The organism is Embleya sp. NPDC001921 (assembly GCF_053594475.1).
This window is the reverse complement of the sequence record NZ_JBSFEO010000044.1, coordinates 19,028-41,176: the sequence shown is the minus strand read 5'-3', so window position 1 is coordinate 41,176 and position 22,149 is coordinate 19,028. Positions and strand designations below refer to the sequence as shown.

The following is a 22,149-nucleotide window of genomic DNA, read 5'->3' as shown; positions in this document are numbered from 1 at the left end:
CACTCCCCCGCGGGCCTGCCGGGCACGCGACCGCTGCCGCGCCCAGCCCGGCCCAGAGGAAGCGCGCCGTCGCGTCGGCCCACTGGTGCGGCCACCGCAGTCGCTGACATGATCGTCGGCTGTGTCCCTCGCGAGCGTGCTCGACCTGCGGGCTCCGCACCCACCGGGCGTAGTACGGGACGCCGTCCTCGGAGGAGTCGTAGTCCACGCAGTTCTCGTACACGCAGCCCACCGTGGCGGCGCGCTCGGTCATCGCCTGCTCGGTACGCTCGGCTCGGTTATCGCCTGCTCGGTACGCTCGGCCAGGTCCGGCTCCTGGCCTGCCGATCGGCCCGGGTCGTCGACGTTGATCCGCCACACCACCCACGCCGGGTTCTGCCCGTCGATCATCGTTTCCGCGCCCGCTCTCCGCGTCGTTGCCCGGCGACCAGCACGGCAGCGGCCGCGCCGGCGACGTGCCGGTTCACCGATACCGGGCCGCCACCGGGGCAACGAGGTCGATCCGCTTCGGACGTGTCTGCCCGGCGACTCCATCACCGAAGGGGCGGTCCGCGTGGCCACCGCACCCTCTCGAGAAATGCAGCGCCACGGTGGCGGCTCGAGGCCTTGGGCCATGCCCTCTTCGAGGTGTCGGTCAGCCCGGGCCCCGCGTGAGTTCGCGGCTCGCGTCGACGTGTTCTTCGGTATGTTCCGCTGCTGAGGATCGACAATCGGAGGCGGGGGTAAATGCGCGTTCTCGGGGCGCGGTACGAGTTGCAGGCTCTGGTGGGCCGAGGCGGTATGGGCGAGGTCTGGCGGGGGATCGACCGGGAACTCGGGCGTACGGTCGCGGTCAAGGTGCTGCCCGTCGAATTGACCCGGCAGGAAGAGTTCCGGACGCGGTTTCGCCGCGAGGCGCGCACCGTCGCGGCGCTGTCACACCGAGGCGTGGCGACGCTGTACGACGTCGGCGAGGATACGACCGACGAAGGGGTCACCCCCTTCCTGGTCATGGAGTACATCGACGGCCGCACCCTGACCGATGCCCTCCACGACGGGCTGCCGGCGATCTCCCGTGCGGTGGCGATCGCTCGAGACATCGCGGACACACTCGTGCACAGCCACGGGCACGGCCTCATCCATCGCGACATCAAGCCCTCCAACGTCATGCTGAGCGCCGCGGACGGCGTGAAGGTGCTCGACTTCGGCATTGCCAAGGCCCTCGCGGAGACCACGACCCGACTGACCGCGACCGGCGCGATGGTCGGCACACCCGCGTACCTGTCGCCGGAGCAGATCGACGGCGCTGCGGTGGACGGGCGCTCGGATCTGTACTCCTTGGGCTGTCTTTTGTACGAACTCCTCGCCGGGCGGCCTCCGTTCACCGGGGACTCGCCGTTCGCCGTGATGAACCAGCATCTGGTGAAGGACCCTTCGCCGCCGTCCGCGCTGCGACCCCGGATTCCCGATCACGTCGATGCGGTCGTGCTGCGCCTGCTGGCCAAATCCCCGGCGCAGCGCTACGGCAGTGCGGCCGAACTCCGGAGCGCTTTGGAGGACGTCGAGGCCCGTCTGCGTACCGAAGCCGAACCGGGGAGCGTGGTGGGCGCTCCCCTTGCGCAGGCGCGGTCGGCACCGCCCCCGCCGCCCGAAGGTGCGCCGAACATCCCGACACAGGCGTTGCCGGCGGGGGACGGCGCGCCGAGGTACGTCGCGGCCGGGGCGGTCGGCGTCGCGCGGGCAACGGAACCGGCCGCTCCGGTCGGCGCGTACGGCATTCCGGCGCCGCCGCCTTCCCGCGACGCCGCCGCGCACGCCGCCACGCGGCTGGTGGAACCGAACCACCGGTTCGCGGAATCCGGCAGTCCGTGGGCGGTTCGGTTCCGCGTCTCGGCCGACGGCCTCGTCGCGTCTGCGGGGATCGCGATGATCCCGCTGACGTTCTTGAGTGTGAGCCCGGACGACTTCTGTGGCCTGAACGTCGTCGCGTTCGTCGCCGCCGTGTCGGCTGTTCTCGCGTTGGTGTGGTCGGCGCGGGTGTCCGCGCTGATCGCATGGATGCCTCCGGCGGTGCTCACCGGGGCGCTGTTCTCCTACACCGACGACGCGTCCAGGTACTCGGACGGCTTCGCGTACGGCGCGTACGGCGAACGTGTCGGCTGGTCGGTGGACGACCTGGGCACCCGCTACGCCGCCGCCGTCGCGCCTGTTGTGATCCTCGTGTTGTTCGCCCTCTTCGCGTTCTTCCGCAGTCGCTCGGCTCCTGCGGCGTACATCGCGATCTTCTGGGTGGGCGGCATGATTCTCGCGTTCTCGAGCATGACGCCGCCACCTCGCACCATCGTCCAGGTGAGCGAGATCGGCCTCGGCCTCCTCGTGGTCGCCGCGCTCGTCCAGGAGTTCGTGAGTCGACGTCCGAGTCGCCCCGGGGAGTGACGGTCACGGGCGGCTACGCCGGACGGTAGGTCGTGCCTCGCCACTCCCGGTGCCTCGTGGGGTCCACCGAGGCCCCGGTTCAGGCCCCATCGGCGTCGACCAGGGTCGGCAGGGGGTGAACGCGCCGGCGTCCAGGAGCCGTCAACGGCCCTCATCGTCGATCGGATGGTCCGAGCAAGCCGACCTTGGGCCACCGCGTGGGCCACCTACGGCAACCTCGCCCTGGCGCCGCGCCGGGACGGCGGCGCGCGGACGGTTCGCGCGCACGGCGGGGCGTCGACCCGAACACCCGGCTCGCACACGTGGAGACGGCGTCGCCGGACCCGCCACGGTCACGGGCGCCGTCGCGTCGACCCGAACACCCGGGTCGCACACGCGGAGACGTCACCGATGCGGAACCCCAGCCCCTCCACACGTCGCCCCGCAGGTTGCCCGACGAGGACGCACCGCCGGATACAGCGGTCGCCGCGCCACCGCGGTCATGGCCTGCGGCACCGGCAAGACATGGGTCGCCGCGGCGGCAGCGGCGACCCATGGCTGGACCACGTGACGGGCGACCCTGCCGAGGCCCTGCGCATGTTCATCACCGTCCGGCACCCGCGAAGCCCCCGGACCACGCCTCGCGCACCCACCACGTGTACGCCACCTGCCGTTGCCGGGCACCAGTGCACCGGGTGAAGTTGGGTGTGGCGATCGCCGACGCACGCCAACGCACGCCAACGCACGCCAACGACAGGCTTCCTGGGCGCGGGAGCGCGTCGAGGCCCTGACCGGGCTGGGGATGCGGTGGGCGTAGCGCCGACAACCGGGCGTCGGCCTCGGGCGCAATCCTCCGGTGAGAATCCTCAGCGCCCTTGCGCTGCTTTCTCGATCCGCGCGACACCGCAGGTCGACCACATCCGCCCCGCGGTGCGCTGTGGCTTACACAGGTGATGCGGAGGACGCCTTTCAGGACGGCCGTTTGAGGGAAACATCCGTGTCGCCCCGCTATCGACCCCACACCCGTCCGTTAAGCTCGCGCCGCCACACAGGTACCGACTCTTCATGGAGGGCAGGACGGCAAGGATCAATCGCGAGCGTCTCGTCGGAACGCTGACATTCTGGCTGCGTCCGGCCTTCGCGTTGCGAGTCGTCAACCGGTTTCAGAGGATCCTTGGTTTCGACCGCTCGATGGCCCTGGCGTCCAGCGCTCTCACCGCGTTGATCCCGCTCGCGATCCTCGGTAGCGCCGTCCTGGGCGACTTCGTCCGCTACGACTCCGGGGGGCGGATCATCAAGCGCTACCGCCTCACCGGAGCGGGCGCCGAGGCGGTCGACTCCCTCTTCTCCCCTGCCGAAAGCACAACCGCGAGCGTGGGCATCTTCGGGGTGGTGTTCCTGCTCATCTCGCTGCTGAGCTTCGCGCGAGCCGCCCAGCGGCTCTTCGAACAGACGTGGGAACTCAAGCCCCTCAGCGTGCGCAACACGCGAAACGACCTGTGGTGGATCCTCGCTCTCGGTGGCTACACGGTTGTCATCGGGTGGCTTTCCGCCGTCCTCGGCGGAAGCGGGCGAGGTCTGGTGGCCGCCGCCGGCGAGGCACCGGTGACCGCCGTGTTTCTCGTCTGGAGCGGCTGGATCCTGTCGGCGAAGCGGATCACGTGGCCCGACCTGATCCCTTTCGGCGTCACCGCGGCCGTTCTGACAGCGGTCTATTCCGTGGGTGCCGGCCTCTACCTGCCGCGCCTGTTCAACGCCTCCGTCTCGCGCTACGGGGTGGTCGGTGCCGTCTTCGCGATGATCTCGGCTCTCTTCGCGGCCATGCTCGTCCTCGTCGCATCGGCCGCGCTGGGACGGGAAGTACGAGACGAACTCGGTCGGATCCGTCAAGGCCGACGCCCTTCCGACCACGAGGTCCGCCGGCAGTGGGACAGCGTGGTCGAGCAGACACGGTCACGTTGGCAGGCGGCACGTGAACAGGTCTCCCGTCATCGGACCAACGGGACGGACCGCTGATGGGCGCGACGGCTGACCAGCGCGTTCTCACGGCGACGACATGATGGCGTCGCGGCTGAGAACAGGGCGCGGATCTTGAAGACCTACACGATGTAGGGTCCAACTCCCCTGACACAGGCCGGGCTTCCGACGAGCGGATTCTCAGCCGTCTCAACGCGATGGCACAACGCTTCAGTCTCAGATTCGTGGCACATCCTCAGCCGATTCGTACATCCGGCTGCCGCCGCAGTCCTCTGACCTGCGGCGTCTCAGTTCGATGCCGCGTTCGATACCACGATCATGAGACTGTGCCACGAAAGTTGAGACGCTACACACGAGTTGTCGGATCTCGCGTTCCGCTTCATCCGGCGATGCCGTGACCTGCGGGTTCTCCGGCTGTCCCACGCCACTTCACCGGGGTTGGTCTCCACCCCGCCGTACTTCCTCGCGACGAACCGGGAAGACGCCGAACACGTCACGGTCCGAGGTCGTCTGCTGTTCCGGCAACGGCCGGGCCGACGTCGGCCGGGAGGTGGTCCAGGACGAGGGCAATGGCCTCCTCGGCGGTGTCCGTCACGCCGATCACGTCCCGGGAACGGGGAACACGCACACGGAAGCGTCCGTCGTGCAAAGGCTCGACGGGCGGAACCGCGATCGTGTACGGGTACCTCGTGCAACTACTCAAGCACAAGGTCGCGTGACTTGTGAACGGGTACAGCCGACGCAACCGGGGTTCCGCGCGGGCTGCCACCACGAGGCCGAGAGTGCCGCGAGTCGCAGTCCTCCCGTTCCGCGCGTACATCCACTCCAGTGCCAGGAACAGTCGCTGCCACCGCGCCTCGACGGCGAAGGCCGGTCCGCGCTCGTGGGCGGCGGCCATGTCGGGAAGGGCCGGCCTCGGAGGGTCGGACGGCCGCGCCACAGCACCCGGGGCATCTGCACTCACCGCCCCATCCTGGCACCAACCGCCGGGAGCCGAAACGGCCCCCAGCCCCGTACACCTGCCGAACGACCGCGACAGGCGCAGCGAGAACGAGGCCGCGAAGTGAGACCGGATCATCCGCACGAGGTGCACAACCTGTCGAAATCGCCAAGTACGCGAGAACTCGCCTCTTCGGTCGAGGTGGAAGTCCGGGGTGTTGTCCAGGTGCGCGAGGATGTCCGGGGTCAACCAGCCCAGGCCCGCCATCCGCTCCCGCGGCAGGACCTTCTGGGCCGCGACGTCACGGTGGTTTCGACGTGACCCGGGCCGGCGCGGCGGATGCGGCCCGGTCGAACACCTGCGGGCGAGCGACCACAACGGCACGGCACGGCTACATGCTCAGGCCGGCACGAGCCGATGTTCTCACCACAGTTCGTGGTTCCGGTCTTTGCCGCTGGTGGGGTCGAGTGCTCGGTCGTGCAGGAGGAAGTGGCGGGCCGTCCGGTCGTCACGTGTAACAAGGGGCTCGCTTGTGCCGTGGAGGCTTCGGTCCGCAAGCGAAAGCGGGCGGGGGCGGTGCCCCGGACGGCGCGTAGACGCCAGGGGCTGTCCGCGGCGCTTTCGGGGCGGGGCGGCACGGCCAGGTGTACGAAGGCGCGGGCATCGTGGCGGGTGTCGTGGCGCGTGTGTGCCGAGGAGTAGGAGGCCATGCGCAGCTCGACCCGCGGTGCACCGGGGGTCGCCGACGGATCCGGGGCGGGTTCCGGTGGCGCGTCGGCGGCCGCGTGCGCTCGGGCCCGGTCACGGAGGTCGCGGAGGAGATCCGGTCGATGGGCTGTCCCCGGCAGCGTCGTGGCGAACCAATCGGCGAGGGCCGGCCCGCCGCGGCGAGCCCAGGTCTCGATCAGTCGGCGGAAGGCGGCCTCCCGGCGATGGGGCAGGAGGTGCGCGCCCGCGGCCAGGATCGCCTCGCCCGCTCCGGCGAAGGCCCGGTGGAAATCGAGCAGGGGGACCCGGTGCGCCTCCTCGGCGTACCGGACCATGCGGATCTCCAGCATGGCGCGGTGGAGGAGGGTCGCCGCGGCCACGGCGTTGTCGCCCAGGCGTCCCTGCTGCGGGGATTCGACGTGGGCGGGGCGGCCGTCGCGGGGCGGTGTGGTCGCGTCGGCCCTGCGCCCGGCCGCGGACAGGTGCCAACAAGGGTCGTCCGGACGCAGGTCGGCCGACCCCGCGCTCAGCGCGCCGCGGGCTCCGAGGTCGATCGACACTGCGCCCGGTTCCGCTCGAAGGGCGGCACCCCGGGCGTCGTGGGAATCGAAACGGACCTCGGTGACGTCGCGCAGCCGGATGTCCAGCGTCGCGGTGTCGAAAGGCGTGCCGTCGTCGACGGGATAGGAACGAGCGACGGCAAGCTCGAGAAAGCCGTCGAGACGGTCGCCGGCCCGCTCGACCCGCAGATGGCGCACCTCGGCCGACGCCAGGTCGTAGTCGACGGCCAGACTCCCTGCGAACTGCGCCGTCACGGCCGTCACCGGGGCCATCACCCGTCCCAGGTAGTCGCGACCCGGTATGTACGGCGTCGCGGGCGCAAGCAACCCGTCCAAGGAGTGTCCGGCGGCCGAGGCCTCCTCCAGCATCCACGCCCGTCTCTCCTCACCGAGGCCGGCCATCCACTCCAACGCCGCCAGCGCACGACGCTCGCGCCCGCCTCGCGTGCCGGCCGTCACCGCCCGAAACAGCGGGAAAGTGTTGTTGTCCCACACATCCGCCGCCACGCGGACAGCCTCCCGGTCGAAGCACCGGGCGTCTGCGGCGGACGCAGCGATCCGCGCCGGCGAGCGATCCAGCAGCGCCACCAACACGGCAACCGCGGAACCCCGCCGGATCGTCGCCGCCCCACGCAGTCCGGACACGCCGAGACGGCGCCATGCAGAGGAAACATCGAGGTCGGCCATGCTCAGGATCGTCGCACGAAGCAGGATCACCTCGAGCAGGGAGCCGAGCGCGTTCGTCTCTACCTGGACGGGCACTTGACGTACGCCGACACCGTCCGACGAAGACGTTCGTCTCGTTCCGGTGAACCGCCCGCGTCGGTGGCCGGGTTGCTGTAAGGGTGGTCGGGTGTCCTTCGCGGGGTCCACACTTCTCGCCTCGTGGCGTGCCGTGCGGGCTGTGCCCCGCGCGGGTCGACGAGGAAAGGCTCCGGCCGCGGCAACGCGCGGCCGGAGCCTTTCCCATTCGTCGCGCGGACGATCCGGCGGAGGGGAAGTCCGGTCGCCCGTGGACGGGTTCAGGCCGACTCGCCGCGCCGGATCCGGTCCGTAATGGTCTCGATCCGCCGGTCGAACAACTGGTTCATGGTCGCTGGGAGTTGGGGGTCGATGTCGGGGCGCGGCAGGCCGAGGACCAGGTCGCCGAGGCCGACGTGGTGATCACACGTGTGGAGGATCACGGCCCTGCCGGAGGTGCGGTCGGGCACGGTGGCCAGGCGCACCAGGTCAAGCGGAGGAAGGCTGATGTGGCTCGGTCCGGCTGTGCTCCGACTTGTTGTCTCGACGGGGCAAGGGCGGTCCATTAGCCTCGTGGAGTCGCCGGCTACCGATGCGTGACGCGCTCCGGGGCGGCGGGATGGCGAGCCGAGGGGCTGGACATGCCGGACACGACGCGTCAGGCCGATCTCTGGGACCGGTGGGCGGAACATTTCCCCGATCTGTATCCGGACCGGGACCCGGCACCCGCTGTGGCCTTTCTGCACGAGGCGGCTGCAACCGGCACGGCTTTGGAGTTGGGGGCCGGGACGGGGCGCATCGCGGTTCCTCTCGCTCGTCGCGGAACACACGTGACCGCGGTGGAAGTCTCCGGCGGCCTTGCACGGCGATTGCGGACCAAGGCTGCGGGACTCCCCGTGAGCGTTGCGGAAACGGATATGGCCACCTATCAAGAGGGCGAGTACGCCCTGGTCTACGCGGTGCACAGCACGTTCTTTCATCTCACCGACCAACGCCGGCAGGTTGCGTGCATGAGGAACGTCGCGCGGATGCTCGCACCGGCCGGCGTGTTCGTACTCAGCTGTTTCGTGCCCGGCTCCGACCTTCTGGCCGGTCGCAACATGCTCGCGCTCGCCGGGATCGGCGAGGACTCCGTCGACATCCGTGCCACAACCGTGGACGCCAGTACCCAGATGCTCACCTATCGGGAACTGCACCTCACGGCGAAGGGCATCAGGATTCTGCCCGTGGAGCAGCGATTCTGTTGGCCGTCCGAACTCGACCTCATGGCGGAACTCGCAGGGATGGCGCTGGAGTCACGCTACGCAGACTTCGCGAAGGCTCCGTACCGACACGAAAGCCGCTCCCATGTGTCCGTCTACCGTCCGACAGGTCACCAACCACCCTGACGATCGGGCGCACCGCCGTGAGTTCCGGGCCCACACCCGACAGCACTCAGGGACTTGGGGGACAGAACATGTCTGTCATATCGCACTGCGCCGACGACCTCGTGGAACAGGGCTACGCGGTGCTCCGCATCGCACCGAGGCAGGCGAGCGCCCTGGCAGCGGCCCTCGAGCGCAGCAGAGCGTTCTTCCGCCGACCCCACGCGGAGAAGCTGCAGCACGGCAGCGAGGACCGCAACTACGGCTACCGGCCCATGGGCGTGGAGTACTCGGTCTCGCCGGAACGGCCCGACTGCAACGAGTGCTTCACCTTGTGGCACCGCACGAATCGCATCCCGCGGGTGACTGACCTCGGCCCACTGATCGAGGCGCTCCTGGCGTGGCGTGCGGTCTGCGCCGAGATCGCCACACGCGTACTCGACGCCTGTGGCGAACGTTTCCGCGGCGTGCCGCCCGCTTTCGCCGCTGCCTCGCACCTGCAGGTCAACAGTTGTCTGCCCGCTCCCGCCGGCCGCGACCTTTTGCAGGACCCCCACGAGGACGGTCACCTCATCACCGTGCACCACGCCACCGGCCCGGGCCTGGAGGTCGCCGCAGGAGGTCTCATGCGACCGATCACCCAGGCGCCCGACGAACTGCTGGTCATGCCGGGTTCGATCCTCACTGCCCTGACGGGCGGAGCGATTCGACCCCTGTATCACCAGGTTCGGAACCTGCGTCTGCACGAGCGTCGCTCCCTGATGTACTTCGTGAACCCCGAACTCGACACCCCGCTGCCGGTTTGGCTGCCGGTCGGCGATAGACGCGACCTGCGGGACACGGTCAGGTCGAACCCGCTCGCGTTCGGCCTTCCTCCGGTCCGGGAGCTGTGATGGCCACCGTCCTGTTGCTCAACCCCGGCGACGGAACCGGCCTCAACTTCACCCGGTCGCTTGCCGACACCCGTAACTGGAAGACGGTCGGACTCAGCTCCACCGAGGACGACTTCCACGGCGCAGAGACCGACGTACGCCACCTCGTCCGCTGGAATGGTCCGGCGGAACTCGTCGATACCGTCAACGATCTGGTCGCCGCGCACGGAGTGGACCTGGTCTACGCGGCGGACACGGGACCGGAGCTGCTGGTGATGTCCGACAACCGAGGCCGGGTGCGTGCATCCATGCTGCTCCCGGACCTCGATGACCACGTACGAATGGAGGACAAGTGGCTCACCCTTCGTGCATTGCGTAGGGCCGACATCGACGTCCCGGATACCGTCCTCGTCGATGGGCCGGCCGACCTCGAAGCCGTGTTCGATAGACACACGCGCGTGTGGCTGCGCCGCAGGCACGGCAGCGCGGGAGCGGGTTCGGTGGCCACCGAGTCCGCAGCCTTCGCGCGCGCCTGGATCGAGGAGCACGAAGGGTGGGGCGCATTTACGGCAGCGGAGTGCTTGACCGGCCGCACGGCCACCTTCAGCGGCCTGTGGTACGACGGCGAACTGATCGCCAGCCAGTTGCGCGAACGTCTGGGTTGGAAGCATTCCTACCTGTCTGTCTCCGGAGTAACCGGAATCACCGGTGCCCAACGCACCCTGTGGGACGAGTCGCTCCACCACCTGTCCGTGCGCTGCGTACGTGCCGCGGCCACGCGTCCGCACGGCGCGATCGGAGTGGACTTCACCTGGCGCGCCGACGGGCGTCCCTTCCCCACCGAGGTACAACCCGCGCGTTTCTACTCCTCGATCCACTTCCTGACTCGCTGCGGACTGAACCTGCCCGACCTGTTCTGCAGACTCGCGCTTCTCGGGCGGGTGGCGGCCGGGCCGGCACGGATCAACCCGATACGAAGTTCCGAGTACTGGGTCAAGGGCGTCGACAAGCTTCCGCAGTTGCTTACCGAGGACGAGTACCGTGCGCGGTCCTGAACTCCTGACGCCCGCATTCCTCGCCCGCGCGTGCAGCGAGGGGATCCTCATCAACCGCGGGCCGCTCAACGACGCATACCGAGTGACGATCCATGGGCTGCCGATGTTCGTCCGTCACCGGGTCCTGCACGACGCGCTCTACGGGCAGACGTTCGCCGCGGAGGAGTATCTGCCGCCTGTCGTACGCTCCCTCGCGCGCGTTCCCACCCTGTACCGCGTACTCGCCGATGACTCCGGCCGTCGCTCCTGGGCGGTGTTCGACTTCGTCTCCGGTGGGCAGCCGGATTGGAACAGCGACGGCGCCCTCATAGAGCTCGCCGCCACGCTGGGCCGAGTCCACACCGTCGCGGGCACGGCGTTCGGCGACATCCTCGGACCGTTCCGGACGCAGCCCGCCCCGGCATACCTGTCCGGGCTCCTCGAGGCAGAACTCGACCGACTCACCGGCCCGTCCCCCCTCGTATGTCACCTCCAAGGAATGCGATCGCATACGCGCGAGTTGATGGATGTCTTCGCGGACGAGCGCCCCTGTCTCTGCCACGGCGACATCCACGCCGACAACTTCCTCGCCGACCCGCAGCAGCGCATGTGGCTGCTGGACTGGGAAGCCGCACGCTTTCGGGTAGCCGCCGCCGACTTCAACCAGTTGCACGCAAAATGTCTTTCGCCCGGACAGTGCGAAGACGTCCTGACCGCATACTGTGCTCTGACCGGTCGCGACCCGGCCACCTTCCGCATCCAGGTCGACCTGCTGCGGCTGCTCTGGCACGTCCGTACGTACAACTTCGAGGTCCTCGTCCGGCGAACGGATCCCGCCGGCCAGGAGATCCACCTCCGCCGGGCAGCAACACTGCAAGCCGCACTCCGCCAACGACGACGCCCGACCTCCGGGCCCCGGGAGAGGCAGGCATGACGTCGTTCGCGGGTATGACGGTCGCACTCGTGGAGCATCCGCGCAACTGGGCTGCCTATCGGGCGCTGACCCGGTTCGTCGACCACGGCGCCCGCCTGATACTGCTCACCCGGAATCCCGCCCGGTACCAGCCGACCATCGGGCTGCCGCTCCGGCCGCTCACCGTCTTCGCCGACGTCGTGACCGTGGACACCAACGACATCCACGCGCTCCGACGGCTTGCCCCCAGACAAATCCAGCCGTCGGTGGTGATGTCATTCTCCCACTACTACTGCGCCATCGCCGCAGCCCTCGCCCGGTCGTGGGCCCTGGCGGGGCCACCACCGGACGTCGTGGAATCCGCTGTCCACAAGGACCGGTTCCGGGCGGCCACAGCCGCAACGCGCTTCTCTCTACGGTGGGTCGGGGTTCGCACGGAGCGGCAGGTACGGGCAGCGGTGGACGATCTCGGATTGCCCCTGGTCGTCAAACCGGCCTCGGGCGTGTCGAGCACCGGTGTCGTACTCGCCCACTCGATACCGGAGGCGATCGCCGCGTTCCGAGCCGTGTCTTCGAACCGGGTGAACAGGATGGGTCAACCTCAGCCCGCCACCGTCGTCATGGAGGAGTACGCGTCGGGTCCGGAATTCAGTGTCGAGGCCCTGACCGTCGAAGGCCGAACCTCGGTGTACGGGGTGACGACCAAACTGCCCTACAAGGCGCACCCGTTCATCGAACAAGCCGACACCTTTCCGTTCACCGACCCGGTTGTCGAGCCGCAGCTGCGCGCGGCGGCTGTTGCCGCCCTGGGCTGCTTGAACGGCTTCTCCGGCCCGTCTCACACCGAGATCCGGTACACACCCACCGGCCCGAAGATCATCGAGGTCAACCCCCGTCAGGGCGGCGGACATCTCCCCACCCTGATCGAGACGGTCAGCGGCCGCAACGTCTTCCTCGACGGCCTTGCAGAACGCGCCGGCCGGATCGACACAGCCTGGACCATGCCCGGCGGCACCGCCAACGCCGCGACCTGGTGGCAGCTCTACAGTCACACCACCGGAGCCGTGCGCCAGTTCCGCTATCTGCGTGACACCCTGCCCCCACAAGTCCGGCTCCTCCACCGATACGTCCACCAGGGAGATCCCGTCAACGTGGCCGGCAGCAACCGCGATTGCATCGGCGCCATCGTGACCGTCGGGACCTCGGCCGAGAAGTCGCTCGCCTTCGCCCGCAACGTCTCGAACGACATACGTCTCGACATCACCAGCCCGGGCATGTCAACAGGACCCGAGGGCGTACCTTGTGGACCCGGTGCCACGCCAGACCGGCCCCCAGGTCGGGTTTCGTCGCGTCGAGGCGTCCGGCGTCGTGGTGCATGGCGGTGAACGGCACGAATCGCCTCCCCCGGCAATCCCTCACTCGTCCTGTGGCAGTCGACATCCCCCGTCCGGGAAGGTCGCAAGCGTCGCCCAACCACGCACCCGGCGCGGCTTCGTCGTTCCTCGGGCAACGTTCGGCGTCGTGCCGGTCGCCGAGGCATGGGGCGGTCTCGTGTGGACTCTCGGGTGGCACGGCGGATGCGGCCGTCGCCGGCTGTGCTGCGACGCTCCCACGCCGACGCGACCCGAGGCCCGCGTGATGGGTCGGTCGTCGACCGCTTCTTCGAGGTCTCGCGTGCCACCGAGTCGGCCGGAGCGCTTCGGGTGACGATCGCGCGGTCGATGTCCCGGGCTTGGAGGGGCGAGTCGAAGGATGCTCCGGCCATCGGCGCAGGAGTCCGACGGCGTCGCGGAGTTGATTCTCGACCGCGGTGACGCGCCCGCGTGGGAGACCGATGGCCCGGTTGAGTCACGCGGGTGTGGTTGATCGCCTGGCTGTTCGTCTTGGAGACCGCGGCAGTCGGGTGGGCCGTACCGGGACCGGTCGCGAGGTGCGAGTCCACGCACATCGGGCCGTGTCGCGTTCGCGACGGCCGTACAAATGCCGCACCTCTCCGAGTCGCCGTCGGCGAATGGCGGATCGATGTCCGCGGTCCACTCGGCGACATCGGTCGGTTCCGGACGGAGGCTCAGGCCCTCGATGCTCCCACGCTCGCCGGGATCGCGGTCCGCCCCCGCGCCGCGGCAGCCGCGAAGGGCGTTCGGTGTCGGTGTCGTCCCGGGGTGCTACAACCGGCACGGCGGCGGGAGCCGGTCGCGATTCGGCCGGGAGAGGGGAGGTGGGGCGGGGTACCGACGCTGAGGGACGGTCCCTGAGGGATCGCGATGGAGGACGCCGAGCGGGTTCGTTGGGGTTTCGTGCCGTTCATCGGTGTGGGGCCCTTGCGGTTCGGCATGGAGCACGCGAAGCGACCCGCACACCCCGAGGCCGGGCGAAGCACACGGCACCCCACCCGACTCGCACACGCGGAGACATCGATGCGGAACCCCGCCCCCTCGACGCGTCGCTCCGCACGCAACACCGCGCCCGCCGGAAACACGCGGAATCGGAGGGCCGGCTCGGCGAGATCGAAGGCGTCAACCTCACCCTCACCCACCTGCGAACCAAACAAGAGGAGACACGGCGACACATCCAACGCCCCTCCGTCGACCTCGGCATGCCCGGCGTCACGCCACACGCCCCTGCGGAGGCGCCATGAGCCTCGGCACCGGATCATGCGGATCGCCGACGATCACGCTGTCACCGGAGGATGACGCGCACACCCCGTTCTTCGAAGATCTCCAGGAGCAGGTCGAACAGCGTGACGTCACCATCGTCGGTGGGCACGCGCTCTGCCAGGCACGCTCTCGCGTCGGCCGAGTAGTCCCACTGCAGCGTGAACGGTGTGGTGGCTCCCCAACCGCCCCTCAAGCAGTCGATCAGCGCATCGAGGTTCCAGCCGAAGTATCCGCCGGGCCCGTTGACGGCTTCACCGATCGCGCAGTAGAAGCTGTCCCTGTCGACGATGCGCCGACCGTCGAAGGTGAACACCTGGCCCGCAGGGGCGTCAGGCTTCCCCTGACGTTGGTAGTCCCGGGACCACAGGGCGACCGACAGCCACGCGTGCCTGTCCTCGGGGCCGAGTTCGTGCCACATGCCGGTGCGGTTCAAGCGGCCTGCGCGGATCAGGTCCCACGCTCGCTCCGCTCCGGCCAGGGCATTGTCGCACCGCAGCGTCACCGTAAGGTCGACGAAGTCGTTTCCGCAGTCCGAGCCCTTGACGTCGATGACTGTGACCTGGTTGACGAAGTAGGACCCCACAGCGGCGCCGTCGGCATCGAGGATGTCGAGCCATGCGTTCCCCGCCAGGGCCCGGCGACTGCCGACATGGCCAAGGCTCTTCAGCAGGCCGCCTTGCGGGAGGCACCCCACGAGGTGCACTCGGCGCGCGCCCTCGTCATCGTCATCCCGGAGCGGTGTGAACAGCCCCTCGGCCTCACGAGCGAAGCCCCAGAAATCGGCGTCGTCCTCGTCCGAGGTCAGCGCGTACTTCCGACCCTCGCCGCCCGGCCCTGCTGTTCGCATCGCACGCCCCATGAGAGCACTGATCTTACCGGCGCCCCACGGCCAGTCGGCCGGTCACCACGCATTCCGGTGCCCCCGGCCCCATGGCCTCCATCTTCGAGGCCGTCACAGAGCCTCCTTCACCCGTGCGAGTGAAGTGCAGAGAAGTGCAGAGAAGTGCACGAGAGCGTTCCCGATCCGTTCGCGGCCGAGATCGGCGTCCGGAACGACCGGTGGGAAATGATCGTCATCGCTCCCGACGGAACCCGGGTCACCGAGCCGGCCGCCGTTTGGAGGGCGCGGTCGTTCGGGCCGTGCCCGACGCCTCGGATGCCGGTCGCTGCCTGATCGGGCAACCCACCGTCCCCACACCGGTATTGCCCACCGAGGCCGCGTCGGGGACGCTCTCCGAGATCGGATACGTCGTCGAGGATGACATCCGAAGCGACCCCGCCCGGAACCACGGGTGGACCGAGGTCGCATCCGGCTGGTGGACCGCGCCGTGCCCCCGAAGCCCTGACCCACGCAGTCCCCCGACCCCGGCCTTCGCCGGGTCCGGCCCACGCGGCAACGCTCGCCGGTCGGGCCGGGACGGCACCGCGCCTACGGTCGCCCCTCCGACCTCGGTCGCCGCCACGGGCATGACACCGGCCGACGGGACACGCCCGGCGTCGACCGCGCCACCGCACACATCCGCCACCCCGCGGCCACCAATCCCGGCGCCGGACTGAACACCGGCAGGGGCGTGCGGGTCCTGTCGGGTCCTGTCGGGTCCGGTCTGGCGCGAGAACGGGTGGCGGCCCGCCGAGTACGCGGGTCGCACCACGCCCGACGGGATCCAACGTTCGTCGGCGTCCTCGTCGTGGGACCCGGCAACGAACTTCCGGGCGAGGTAAGGGAGTTCGTCGCGGAACGTCTCGGCGAGCCGGGCGCAGTCCTGGTCCTCGACGACACAGGCTTCGTCGAGAAGGGCCTCACGTCCGCCGGTGACGGACGTCCAAGAAGCGCGCTCGACATGGTCACTGACCTGCGGATACACCGAACCGCCGGCGGAGTGGCCGAGCGTGTCCTCGCCAAGCATCCGATGCACCGCCCCGCCACCCGGCCCGGCTCGTTTTGCGCCGGCGATCAGCCACTTCACGCACGCCGGCGATCGAGACTACAAATCGACCGGAAGACCGAGCTAATCTGGCCTTCGGCCGGACGCGCAGGCCGATCGCCGATGCCACCCCCTGCCCACGCCAGGGAACGGCACTGTCGGCCAAGGCTCGAAGGGCCCGCGGTGGAGGCCTTCTCCCAGCTCTGGGTAATCGCCGGCGGAGGCGTGGGGTAGCCGCCTGGATGGATGAGCTGTGACGAGATACGGATCCAACGGACTCAAGCGCGCGGCCCGGAAGCCGGCAACGACCGACGACATCGCGGACACGGCGGCGCTGCGCCGACTCGCGGATGACGCGCGGACGAGCGACTTCACGGAGGAGGAGCAACTCCGCCGTGCGGCACGGGGCGGGGATGCCGACGACGTCTGCGACCTCGCCCGCTGGTTGCGGAACCACGGGCGTCCCGACGAGGCCGAGGCGTTGTACCGGCAGTTCGTCGACGCCGGTCACGCTCGGGCGATGACCGGCCTCGGTGACCTGTACAGCGACGCCGGGAGGACCACCGAAGCAGAAGAGCTCTACCGCCGCGCCGCCGACGCGGGTTGCCCCCGGGCGATGAACAACCTTGGGCTTTCGTACGCGAATGCGGGGCGGACCGCGGAAGCCGAGGAGCAGTACCTTCGCGCGGTCGACGCCGACGACACCCATGCCATGTTCAACCTCGGCCGCTTGTACAAGGAGGCCGGGCGTACGGCGGAGGCCGAGAAGCAGTACGGCCGCGCCGCCGACGCCGGCGACTCCTGGGCCATGTACAACCTCGGCATCCTGTACCTGGAGACCGGGCGCACTGCGGAAGCCGAGGAGCAGTTCCGTCGCGGCGCGGACGCGGGTAACCCCAGAGCCATGTACAACCTCGCCTTCGTCCACGAAGAGGCCGGCCGGATCGCGGAAGCCGAGGAGCAATACCGCCGCGCCGCCGACGCCGGCGACACCGATGCCATGGTCAGGCTCGGCTTCCGGTGCGAAAGGGCCGGGCGCAGGGGGGAAGCCGAGGAGCTTTTCGGGCGCGCCGCCGATGCGGGCGACTCCTTGGCCATGTACAACCTCGGTGTCCTGTACATGGATGCCGGCCGTACGGCGGAAGCCGAGGAGCAGTACCTCCGTGCCGCCGACGCCGGCGACACGAACGCCATGGACAACCTGGGACTTCTGTACGCGGAGGCGGGGCGGATCGAGGAAGCCGAGGAGCAGTTCCGCCGCGCCGCGGACGCGGGCGACACCGGTGCCATGTACAACCTCGGCGTTGTGTACGGAATGGGCGGGCGTACGGCGGAAGCCGAGGAGACCTACCGCCGCGCCGCCGACGCCGATCACGCCGGTTCGATGCACAACCTGGGTGTTCTGTACCACGAGGCCGGGCGGACCGCGGAAGCCGAGGAGCAGTTCCGCCGCGCCGCGGACGCGGGCGACCCCAAAGCCATGTACGGTCTCGGCCTCCTGCACCAGAAGGCCGGGCGTACCGCGGAAGCCGAGGAGGCATACCGCCGCGCGGCCGACGCCGGCGACGCCGACGCCATGAACAACCTCGGTGTTCTGTACAAACAGGCCGGGCGTAGCACGGAAGCCGAGGAGGCATACCGCCGCGCCGCCGACGCCGGCCACACCGACGCCATGTTCAACCATGGCGTCCTGTGCAAAAGGGCCGGGCGTACCGCGGAAGCCGAGGAATTGCTCCTTCGTGTCGCCGACGCCGGCGACACCGGCGCCATGCGTGTCCTCGGCAGCCTGTACCGGGAGGCCGGCCGGATCGCGGAAGCCGAGGAGCAGTATCGCCGCGCCGCCGACGCCGGCGACACCGACGCCATGTTCAACCTCGGCCTCCTGTGCAACAGGGCCGGGCGTATCACGGAGGCGGAGGAGCAATACCGCCGCGCCGCCGACGCGGGCCACACCAGTGCCACGTACAACCTCGCCCTCCTGTTCAAAGAGGCCGGGCGTACCGCGGAAGCCGAGGAGCAGTATCGCCGCGCCGCCGACGCCGGCGACACCGACGCCATGAACAGCCTCGGCATCCTGTTCAAAGAGGCCGGGCGTACCGCGGAGGCGGAGGAGCAATACCGCCGCGCCGCCGACGCGGGCAACACCGACGCCGTGTTCAACCTCGGCCTCCTGTACGGAATGGGCGGGCGTACCGCGGCGGCCGAAGAGGTCTACCGCCGTGCTGCGGCCGCGGGCCACATCCGTGCCATGTACCACCTCGGTGCCCTGTACGAAGACGCCGGGCGTACCGCGGAGGCGGAGGAGCAGTACCGTCGCGCGGCCGACGCCGGCCATACCGGTGCCATGAACAACCTCGGCGTCCTGTGTAGCAAGGCCGGGCACACCGCGGAAGCCGAGGAGCAATACCGCCGCGCCGCCGATGCCGGCAACAGCATTACCGTGTTCAATCTCGGCGTCCTGTACGAGAAGACCGGGCGTACCGCGGAGGCCGAGGAGCAGTACCGCCACGCGGCCGACGCCGACAACACCGATGCCATGAACAACCTCGGCGCCCTGCGTAACAAGGCCGGGCACACCGCGGAGGCCGAGGCGCTGTTCCTTCGTGCCGCCGACGCAGGCCACCCCAGGGCCATGTACAACCTCGGCCGCTTGTACGAGAAGACCGGGCGTACCGCGGAGGCCGAGGAGCAGTACCGCCACGCTGCGGCCACGGGCCACGCTGATGCCATGTACAACCTCGGCGTCCTGTGCGAACAGGCCGGGCATGCCGCGGAGGCCGAGGAGCTGTTCCTTGGTGCCGCCGACGCCGGGGACACCTATGCCGTGTACAAGCTTGGTGGCCTGTACGTGGATACGGGCCGGATGGCGGAGGCCGAGGAGGCATACCGCCGCGCCGCCGACGCCGGCGACGCCTATGCCATGTACAAGCTTGGTGGCCTGTACGTGGATACGGGCCGGATGGCGGAGGCCGAGGAGGCATACCGCCGCGCCGCCGACGCCGGCAACACCGGGGCCATGTACAACCTCGCCGTCCTGTGCCACAGGGACGGGCGTACCGCGGAGGCCGAGGCACTGTTCCTTCGTGTCGCCGACACCGGGGACACGAAGGCCATGCGCATCCTCGGCGTCATGCACTTGAAGGCCGGCCGGATGGCGGAGGCCGAGGAGGCATACCGCCGCGCGATCGACGCCGGCGACACCGACGCCATGTTCAACCTCGGCATCCTGTACGAACAGGCCGGGCGTGCCGCGGAGGCCGAGGAGGTCTACCGCCGCGCTGCGGCTGCGGGCCACACCAGCGCCATATTCAACCTCGCCACCCTGTTCAAAGAGGCCGGGCGTACCGCGGAAGCCGAGGAGCTGCTCCATCCTGTCGCCGACGCCGGCGACACCGACGCCATGTTCAACCTCGGCATCCTGTACGAACAGGCCGGGCGTGCCGCAGAAGCCGAGGAGGCATTCCGCCGCGCTGCGGCTGCGGGCCACACCAGCGCCATATTCAACCTCGCCACCCTGTTCAAAGAGGCCGGGCGTACCGCGGAAGCCGAGGAGCTGCTCCATCCTGTCGCCGACGCCGGCGACACCGACGCCATGTTCAACCTCGGCATCCTGTACAGAGAGGCCGGGCGTGTCACGGAGGCGGAGGAGCAGTACCGCCGCGCGGCCGACGCAGGCCAGGCCGGTGCCATGAACAACCTCGGCGTCCTGTGTGAAAGGGCCGGGCGTACCGCGGAGGCCGAGGAGCAGTACCTTCGTGCCGCCGACGCCGGCAACACCGGTGCCATGCTCAACCTCGGCCGCTTGTACGAGAAGGCCGGTCGGCACGAAGAAGCGCTGCCGCCCTTCCGTCGGGCCTTCGATGCGGGGGTTCCCGACGCCGCTTCCGCACTCGAGCGAGTCTGCCTTGTGCTCGGCCGCGATGCGGTGCCCGCGCAGGCTCCGATGCCGTGACGAAGCCGAGGACGCTTTGCGGAGGGTGTCGATCCATGAACATGCGCGTACCGCGGCCCGGGTGACGATGAGCCGCTGATCGGTGGGCCCGGCCCCGGCGGTCGGGCCCACCGCCACCACCGGGGCGGGAACCTTCGTGGTCTGCCCGCCCCGCAGTCGGCGGGGTCCGCGTGCGGGATGCAACTCGTTGTCACAGTGGGGAGTTCGCGGATCCGAACCTCAAGCACGACGCGGCACGCATCAGGACAGGGTCTGTACGGAGTTGGACCATTCGACGGGTGGAGGCTTCGGATCCGGATGGTCGACGTTCGTAGGTGCAGTCCTGCCAGGAAGCCTTCAAGATCTGCGATCTCGAGGGCCACCGGGCGGGGAAGCTCGGCTGGAAGCACCAGCGGATGCCGACAGCCCCCGGCGCAAGATCGTGGAACCGGAGCAGACCGTCGTCGACGTTTGTCGTCGGCTCGAGGAGCACACCGAGCACACCGAGTACACCGAGGAACCGGAGGCCGCCCGGGCCGCAAATCGCGAGGCTCGGGCACCCAACCGGCCGACGGGATCTTGCCGAGGCTGAACCTTCTCCGCACTACCGCGCTCGGGATGGCTCCGGACTCCTCCGTCAGCGTGCCCCGCTGCCGCTGTCGGCGCACCGTGGCGCAGAAAACGGATGGAACCGTGGGACGGGCCCGGGCACGATGATCGGCATGACGGGGCATTGGCAATACGAGCATGTCTTCGCACCTCTTCGCGGCGCTCGGGCCCGGGGTGTTCGGGTTCCCGGCTTCATCGATCGTGAAGACACATTGCCGCGCTTCAGCCCCATGGGCTGCACCGTCTACCTCGTCCTCGAAGAGGGGTATCTCCGCGTGGACTGCCTCGGCAACCATGGGCAACTCGCCTTCCGGCCCGTCCCCGAGCCGATCCCTTCTCCTCACTGGGATCTCGACGAGGACGAGTTCGCCGTCGGCGACTACGGATCGCACTTTCTCGGCGACGACACCGATCTCGCCGCGATCACCCGGGTCCGGTACGCGCTCGACGACGACTCGGACCGGGAGGCCGGCACGGTCCGGGCGGCCGAGATCAGGTTCGAGTACGGCGGCGTGCTCTTCCTGGATCCCATGTACCACTGGGGCATCCGCCTCGAAGGCGCAGGGGCATACGAGCGGTGGCTGACCTGGCAAAGGGAGGACACGCACCTACGCGCCGCCTTCGGCCCACTCGAAGACCACACCTGGACCCCTTAGCTACGGCGTTACTTCAATCTCTGGCGTGCTGAGGGATGATGTCGGCCATCCCCAAGCGGTGTGTTGGCGAGCCAGGCCCCGCCCCCAAGGGTGCCCAGCCCAGTTGCTCACACTGCCTCAACACGCGGTTGTAGGCCTGGTCGCCAGTCACCGGCCACGCCTCGAACCCACTCTCGCCCAGGTCCCCGGCCAACATGAATGCGTTGCAGAGCAAGTGCTCGAACACCATGGCGGCGGTGCCCTGAAACCCGGCAACAGCATCCAACGATGGCGTCACAGAAGGCGGCGAAGCGGTGAAGGGCTGTGCGCTTCCGCTCCCGATGTCGTGCCCGCCGGCCCCGTATGGAGTCGGCGGGCACGATGGGTCGATCAGCCGAAGGGGACCCGCGACTGGGAGTTCCCGTAGTTCACCCACTTGACGGTCACGATGGCGTTCTGGGTGACGCTCGGGGTGTCGAGGACCGGCCCGGTCTGCGGGTTGGTGAGCTTCAGAGTGCCGTTGCTCTTGCTGATCTTCCGCTTCTGGTACGCGTTGGCCGGGTCGAAGGCCTTGACCGTCACCGCTTGGAGGGACTGGGCGGCGGCGGTCAGGGTGAGCGGCTGGGCGCAGCGGTCGGAGATTCGCACGGTGCCGTCAAAGAGGGCTCCACGGCGGCGAGTTCCTCGTACAGCGCGGCCTGGGCGTACACGGCCTGTGCCCAGGCGGTCCGCGAGTTCGAGTTGTACGCCGCCGTCGAGGCGTCCCGCCCGGCCAGGCTCGTGCCGACGAAGTGCGTGACGGTGATGTCGCGGCGTTCGGCGGGGACCCGGCGTGTCTCCCGGGCGGCGCGGTAGACGCCGTAGCCGGTGACGTCGAAGCAGGACATGC

The 22,149-nt window shown here is 69.3% G+C and carries 16 protein-coding genes; 9 read left to right on the top strand and 7 right to left on the bottom strand.

Annotated features, from left to right (window positions below; all coding sequences use genetic code 11):
- Positions 1-249: 249 nt before the first annotated feature.
- Positions 250-390 carry a hypothetical protein gene (locus ACWCPW_RS38630; protein ID WP_449766272.1) on the bottom strand — a complete coding sequence of 47 codons (141 nt, stop codon included), beginning with the start codon at positions 388-390 and terminating at the stop codon, positions 250-252.
- A gap of 336 nt (positions 391-726) precedes the next feature.
- On the opposite strand from ACWCPW_RS38630, the gene ACWCPW_RS38625 reads away from it, so the two are divergent.
- A complete protein-coding gene (locus ACWCPW_RS38625) occupies positions 727-2,415 on the top strand; it encodes a protein kinase domain-containing protein (RefSeq protein WP_449766271.1) in 1,689 nt (562 codons plus the stop codon).
- 1,044 nt (positions 2,416-3,459) lie between these two features.
- Positions 3,460-4,410: a hypothetical protein gene (locus tag ACWCPW_RS38620; protein WP_449766270.1), complete on the top strand. Its 951-nt coding sequence runs from the start codon at positions 3,460-3,462 to the stop codon at positions 4,408-4,410.
- A gap of 454 nt (positions 4,411-4,864) precedes the next feature.
- Here ACWCPW_RS38620 and ACWCPW_RS38615 read toward each other — a convergent pair whose 3' ends face one another.
- From ACWCPW_RS38615 to ACWCPW_RS38605, 3 genes are all read right to left on the bottom strand, one after another.
- Positions 4,865-5,269: a DUF6193 family natural product biosynthesis protein gene (locus tag ACWCPW_RS38615; RefSeq protein ID WP_449766269.1), complete on the bottom strand. Its 405-nt coding sequence runs from the start codon at positions 5,267-5,269 to the stop codon at positions 4,865-4,867.
- A 287-nt stretch (positions 5,270-5,556) separates the two neighbouring features.
- The gene (locus ACWCPW_RS38610) at positions 5,557-7,341 is read right to left on the bottom strand and encodes a hypothetical protein (RefSeq protein WP_449766268.1); all 1,785 of its coding nucleotides are present in this window, start codon (positions 7,339-7,341) and stop codon (positions 5,557-5,559) included.
- 260 nt (positions 7,342-7,601) lie between these two features.
- Positions 7,602-7,805, bottom strand: a complete 204-nt coding sequence (locus ACWCPW_RS38605) for a hypothetical protein (protein WP_449766267.1) — start codon at positions 7,803-7,805, stop codon at positions 7,602-7,604.
- A 156-nt stretch (positions 7,806-7,961) separates the two neighbouring features.
- Between ACWCPW_RS38605 and ACWCPW_RS38600 the strand changes: the two genes are divergently transcribed.
- The 5 genes from ACWCPW_RS38600 to ACWCPW_RS38580 all read left to right on the top strand — a co-directional run bounded on the left by ACWCPW_RS38600 (position 7,962) and on the right by ACWCPW_RS38580 (position 12,888).
- Positions 7,962-8,708 (top strand): class I SAM-dependent methyltransferase, encoded by a 747-nt coding sequence (locus ACWCPW_RS38600; protein ID WP_449766266.1) that lies wholly within the window; start codon positions 7,962-7,964, stop codon positions 8,706-8,708.
- Between the two features lie 68 nt (positions 8,709-8,776).
- Entirely contained in the window at positions 8,777-9,577 is an 801-nt protein-coding gene (locus tag ACWCPW_RS38595) for a 2OG-Fe(II) oxygenase family protein (protein ID WP_449766265.1), read from the top strand.
- Complete coding sequence (locus tag ACWCPW_RS38590) at positions 9,577-10,611, top strand: hypothetical protein (RefSeq protein WP_449766264.1); 1,035 nt, start codon at positions 9,577-9,579, stop codon at positions 10,609-10,611. The genes ACWCPW_RS38595 and ACWCPW_RS38590 overlap by 1 nt, the downstream gene beginning before the upstream one ends.
- Positions 10,598-11,524: a phosphotransferase gene (locus tag ACWCPW_RS38585; protein WP_449766263.1), complete on the top strand. Its 927-nt coding sequence runs from the start codon at positions 10,598-10,600 to the stop codon at positions 11,522-11,524. The genes ACWCPW_RS38590 and ACWCPW_RS38585 overlap by 14 nt, the downstream gene beginning before the upstream one ends.
- 185 nt (positions 11,525-11,709) lie before the next feature.
- Complete coding sequence (locus ACWCPW_RS38580) at positions 11,710-12,888, top strand: ATP-grasp domain-containing protein (RefSeq protein WP_449766262.1); 1,179 nt, start codon at positions 11,710-11,712, stop codon at positions 12,886-12,888.
- Positions 12,889-14,182: 1,294 nt separating this feature from the next.
- On the opposite strand, the gene ACWCPW_RS38575 is transcribed toward ACWCPW_RS38580, so the two are convergent.
- Positions 14,183-15,007, bottom strand: a complete 825-nt coding sequence (locus ACWCPW_RS38575; protein WP_449766261.1) for a barstar family protein — start codon at positions 15,005-15,007, stop codon at positions 14,183-14,185.
- A gap of 1,331 nt (positions 15,008-16,338) precedes the next feature.
- Here ACWCPW_RS38575 and ACWCPW_RS38570 point away from each other — a divergent pair.
- On the top strand, positions 16,339-20,037 hold the full coding sequence (locus ACWCPW_RS38570; protein WP_449766260.1) for a tetratricopeptide repeat protein: 3,699 nt from the start codon (positions 16,339-16,341) through the stop codon (positions 20,035-20,037).
- Positions 20,038-20,738: 701 nt separating this feature from the next.
- A complete protein-coding gene (locus ACWCPW_RS38565; RefSeq protein WP_449766259.1) occupies positions 20,739-21,281 on the top strand; it encodes a hypothetical protein in 543 nt (180 codons plus the stop codon).
- A gap of 369 nt (positions 21,282-21,650) precedes the next feature.
- Here ACWCPW_RS38565 and ACWCPW_RS38560 read toward each other — a convergent pair whose 3' ends face one another.
- Together ACWCPW_RS38560 and ACWCPW_RS38555 are read right to left on the bottom strand one after the other, a co-directional pair.
- A complete protein-coding gene (locus ACWCPW_RS38560; protein WP_449766258.1) occupies positions 21,651-21,908 on the bottom strand; it encodes a hypothetical protein in 258 nt (85 codons plus the stop codon).
- Positions 21,869-22,147: a hypothetical protein gene (locus tag ACWCPW_RS38555; protein WP_449766257.1), complete on the bottom strand. Its 279-nt coding sequence runs from the start codon at positions 22,145-22,147 to the stop codon at positions 21,869-21,871. The genes ACWCPW_RS38560 and ACWCPW_RS38555 overlap by 40 nt, the downstream gene beginning before the upstream one ends.
- Between the last annotated feature and the right edge of the window lie 2 nt (positions 22,148-22,149).

Bases quoted from the DNA above. Each gene is read 5' to 3' on its own strand.
- ACWCPW_RS38630 (WP_449766272.1), bottom strand. From the start codon at position 390: ATGATCGACGGGCAGAACCCGGCGTGGGTGGTGTGGCGGATCAACGTC.
- ACWCPW_RS38625 (WP_449766271.1), top strand. From the start codon at position 727: ATGCGCGTTCTCGGGGCGCGGTACGAGTTGCAGGCTCTGGTGGGCCGA.
- ACWCPW_RS38620 (WP_449766270.1), top strand. From the start codon at position 3,460: ATGGAGGGCAGGACGGCAAGGATCAATCGCGAGCGTCTCGTCGGAACG.
- ACWCPW_RS38615 (WP_449766269.1), bottom strand. From the start codon at position 5,269: ATGGCCGCCGCCCACGAGCGCGGACCGGCCTTCGCCGTCGAGGCGCGG.
- ACWCPW_RS38600 (WP_449766266.1), top strand. From the start codon at position 7,962: ATGCCGGACACGACGCGTCAGGCCGATCTCTGGGACCGGTGGGCGGAA.
- ACWCPW_RS38595 (WP_449766265.1), top strand. From the start codon at position 8,777: ATGTCTGTCATATCGCACTGCGCCGACGACCTCGTGGAACAGGGCTAC.
- ACWCPW_RS38590 (WP_449766264.1), top strand. From the start codon at position 9,577: ATGGCCACCGTCCTGTTGCTCAACCCCGGCGACGGAACCGGCCTCAAC.
- ACWCPW_RS38575 (WP_449766261.1), bottom strand. From the start codon at position 15,007: ATGCGAACAGCAGGGCCGGGCGGCGAGGGTCGGAAGTACGCGCTGACC.
- ACWCPW_RS38565 (WP_449766259.1), top strand. From the start codon at position 20,739: ATGACGGGGCATTGGCAATACGAGCATGTCTTCGCACCTCTTCGCGGC.
- ACWCPW_RS38555 (WP_449766257.1), bottom strand. From the start codon at position 22,147: ATGTCCTGCTTCGACGTCACCGGCTACGGCGTCTACCGCGCCGCCCGG.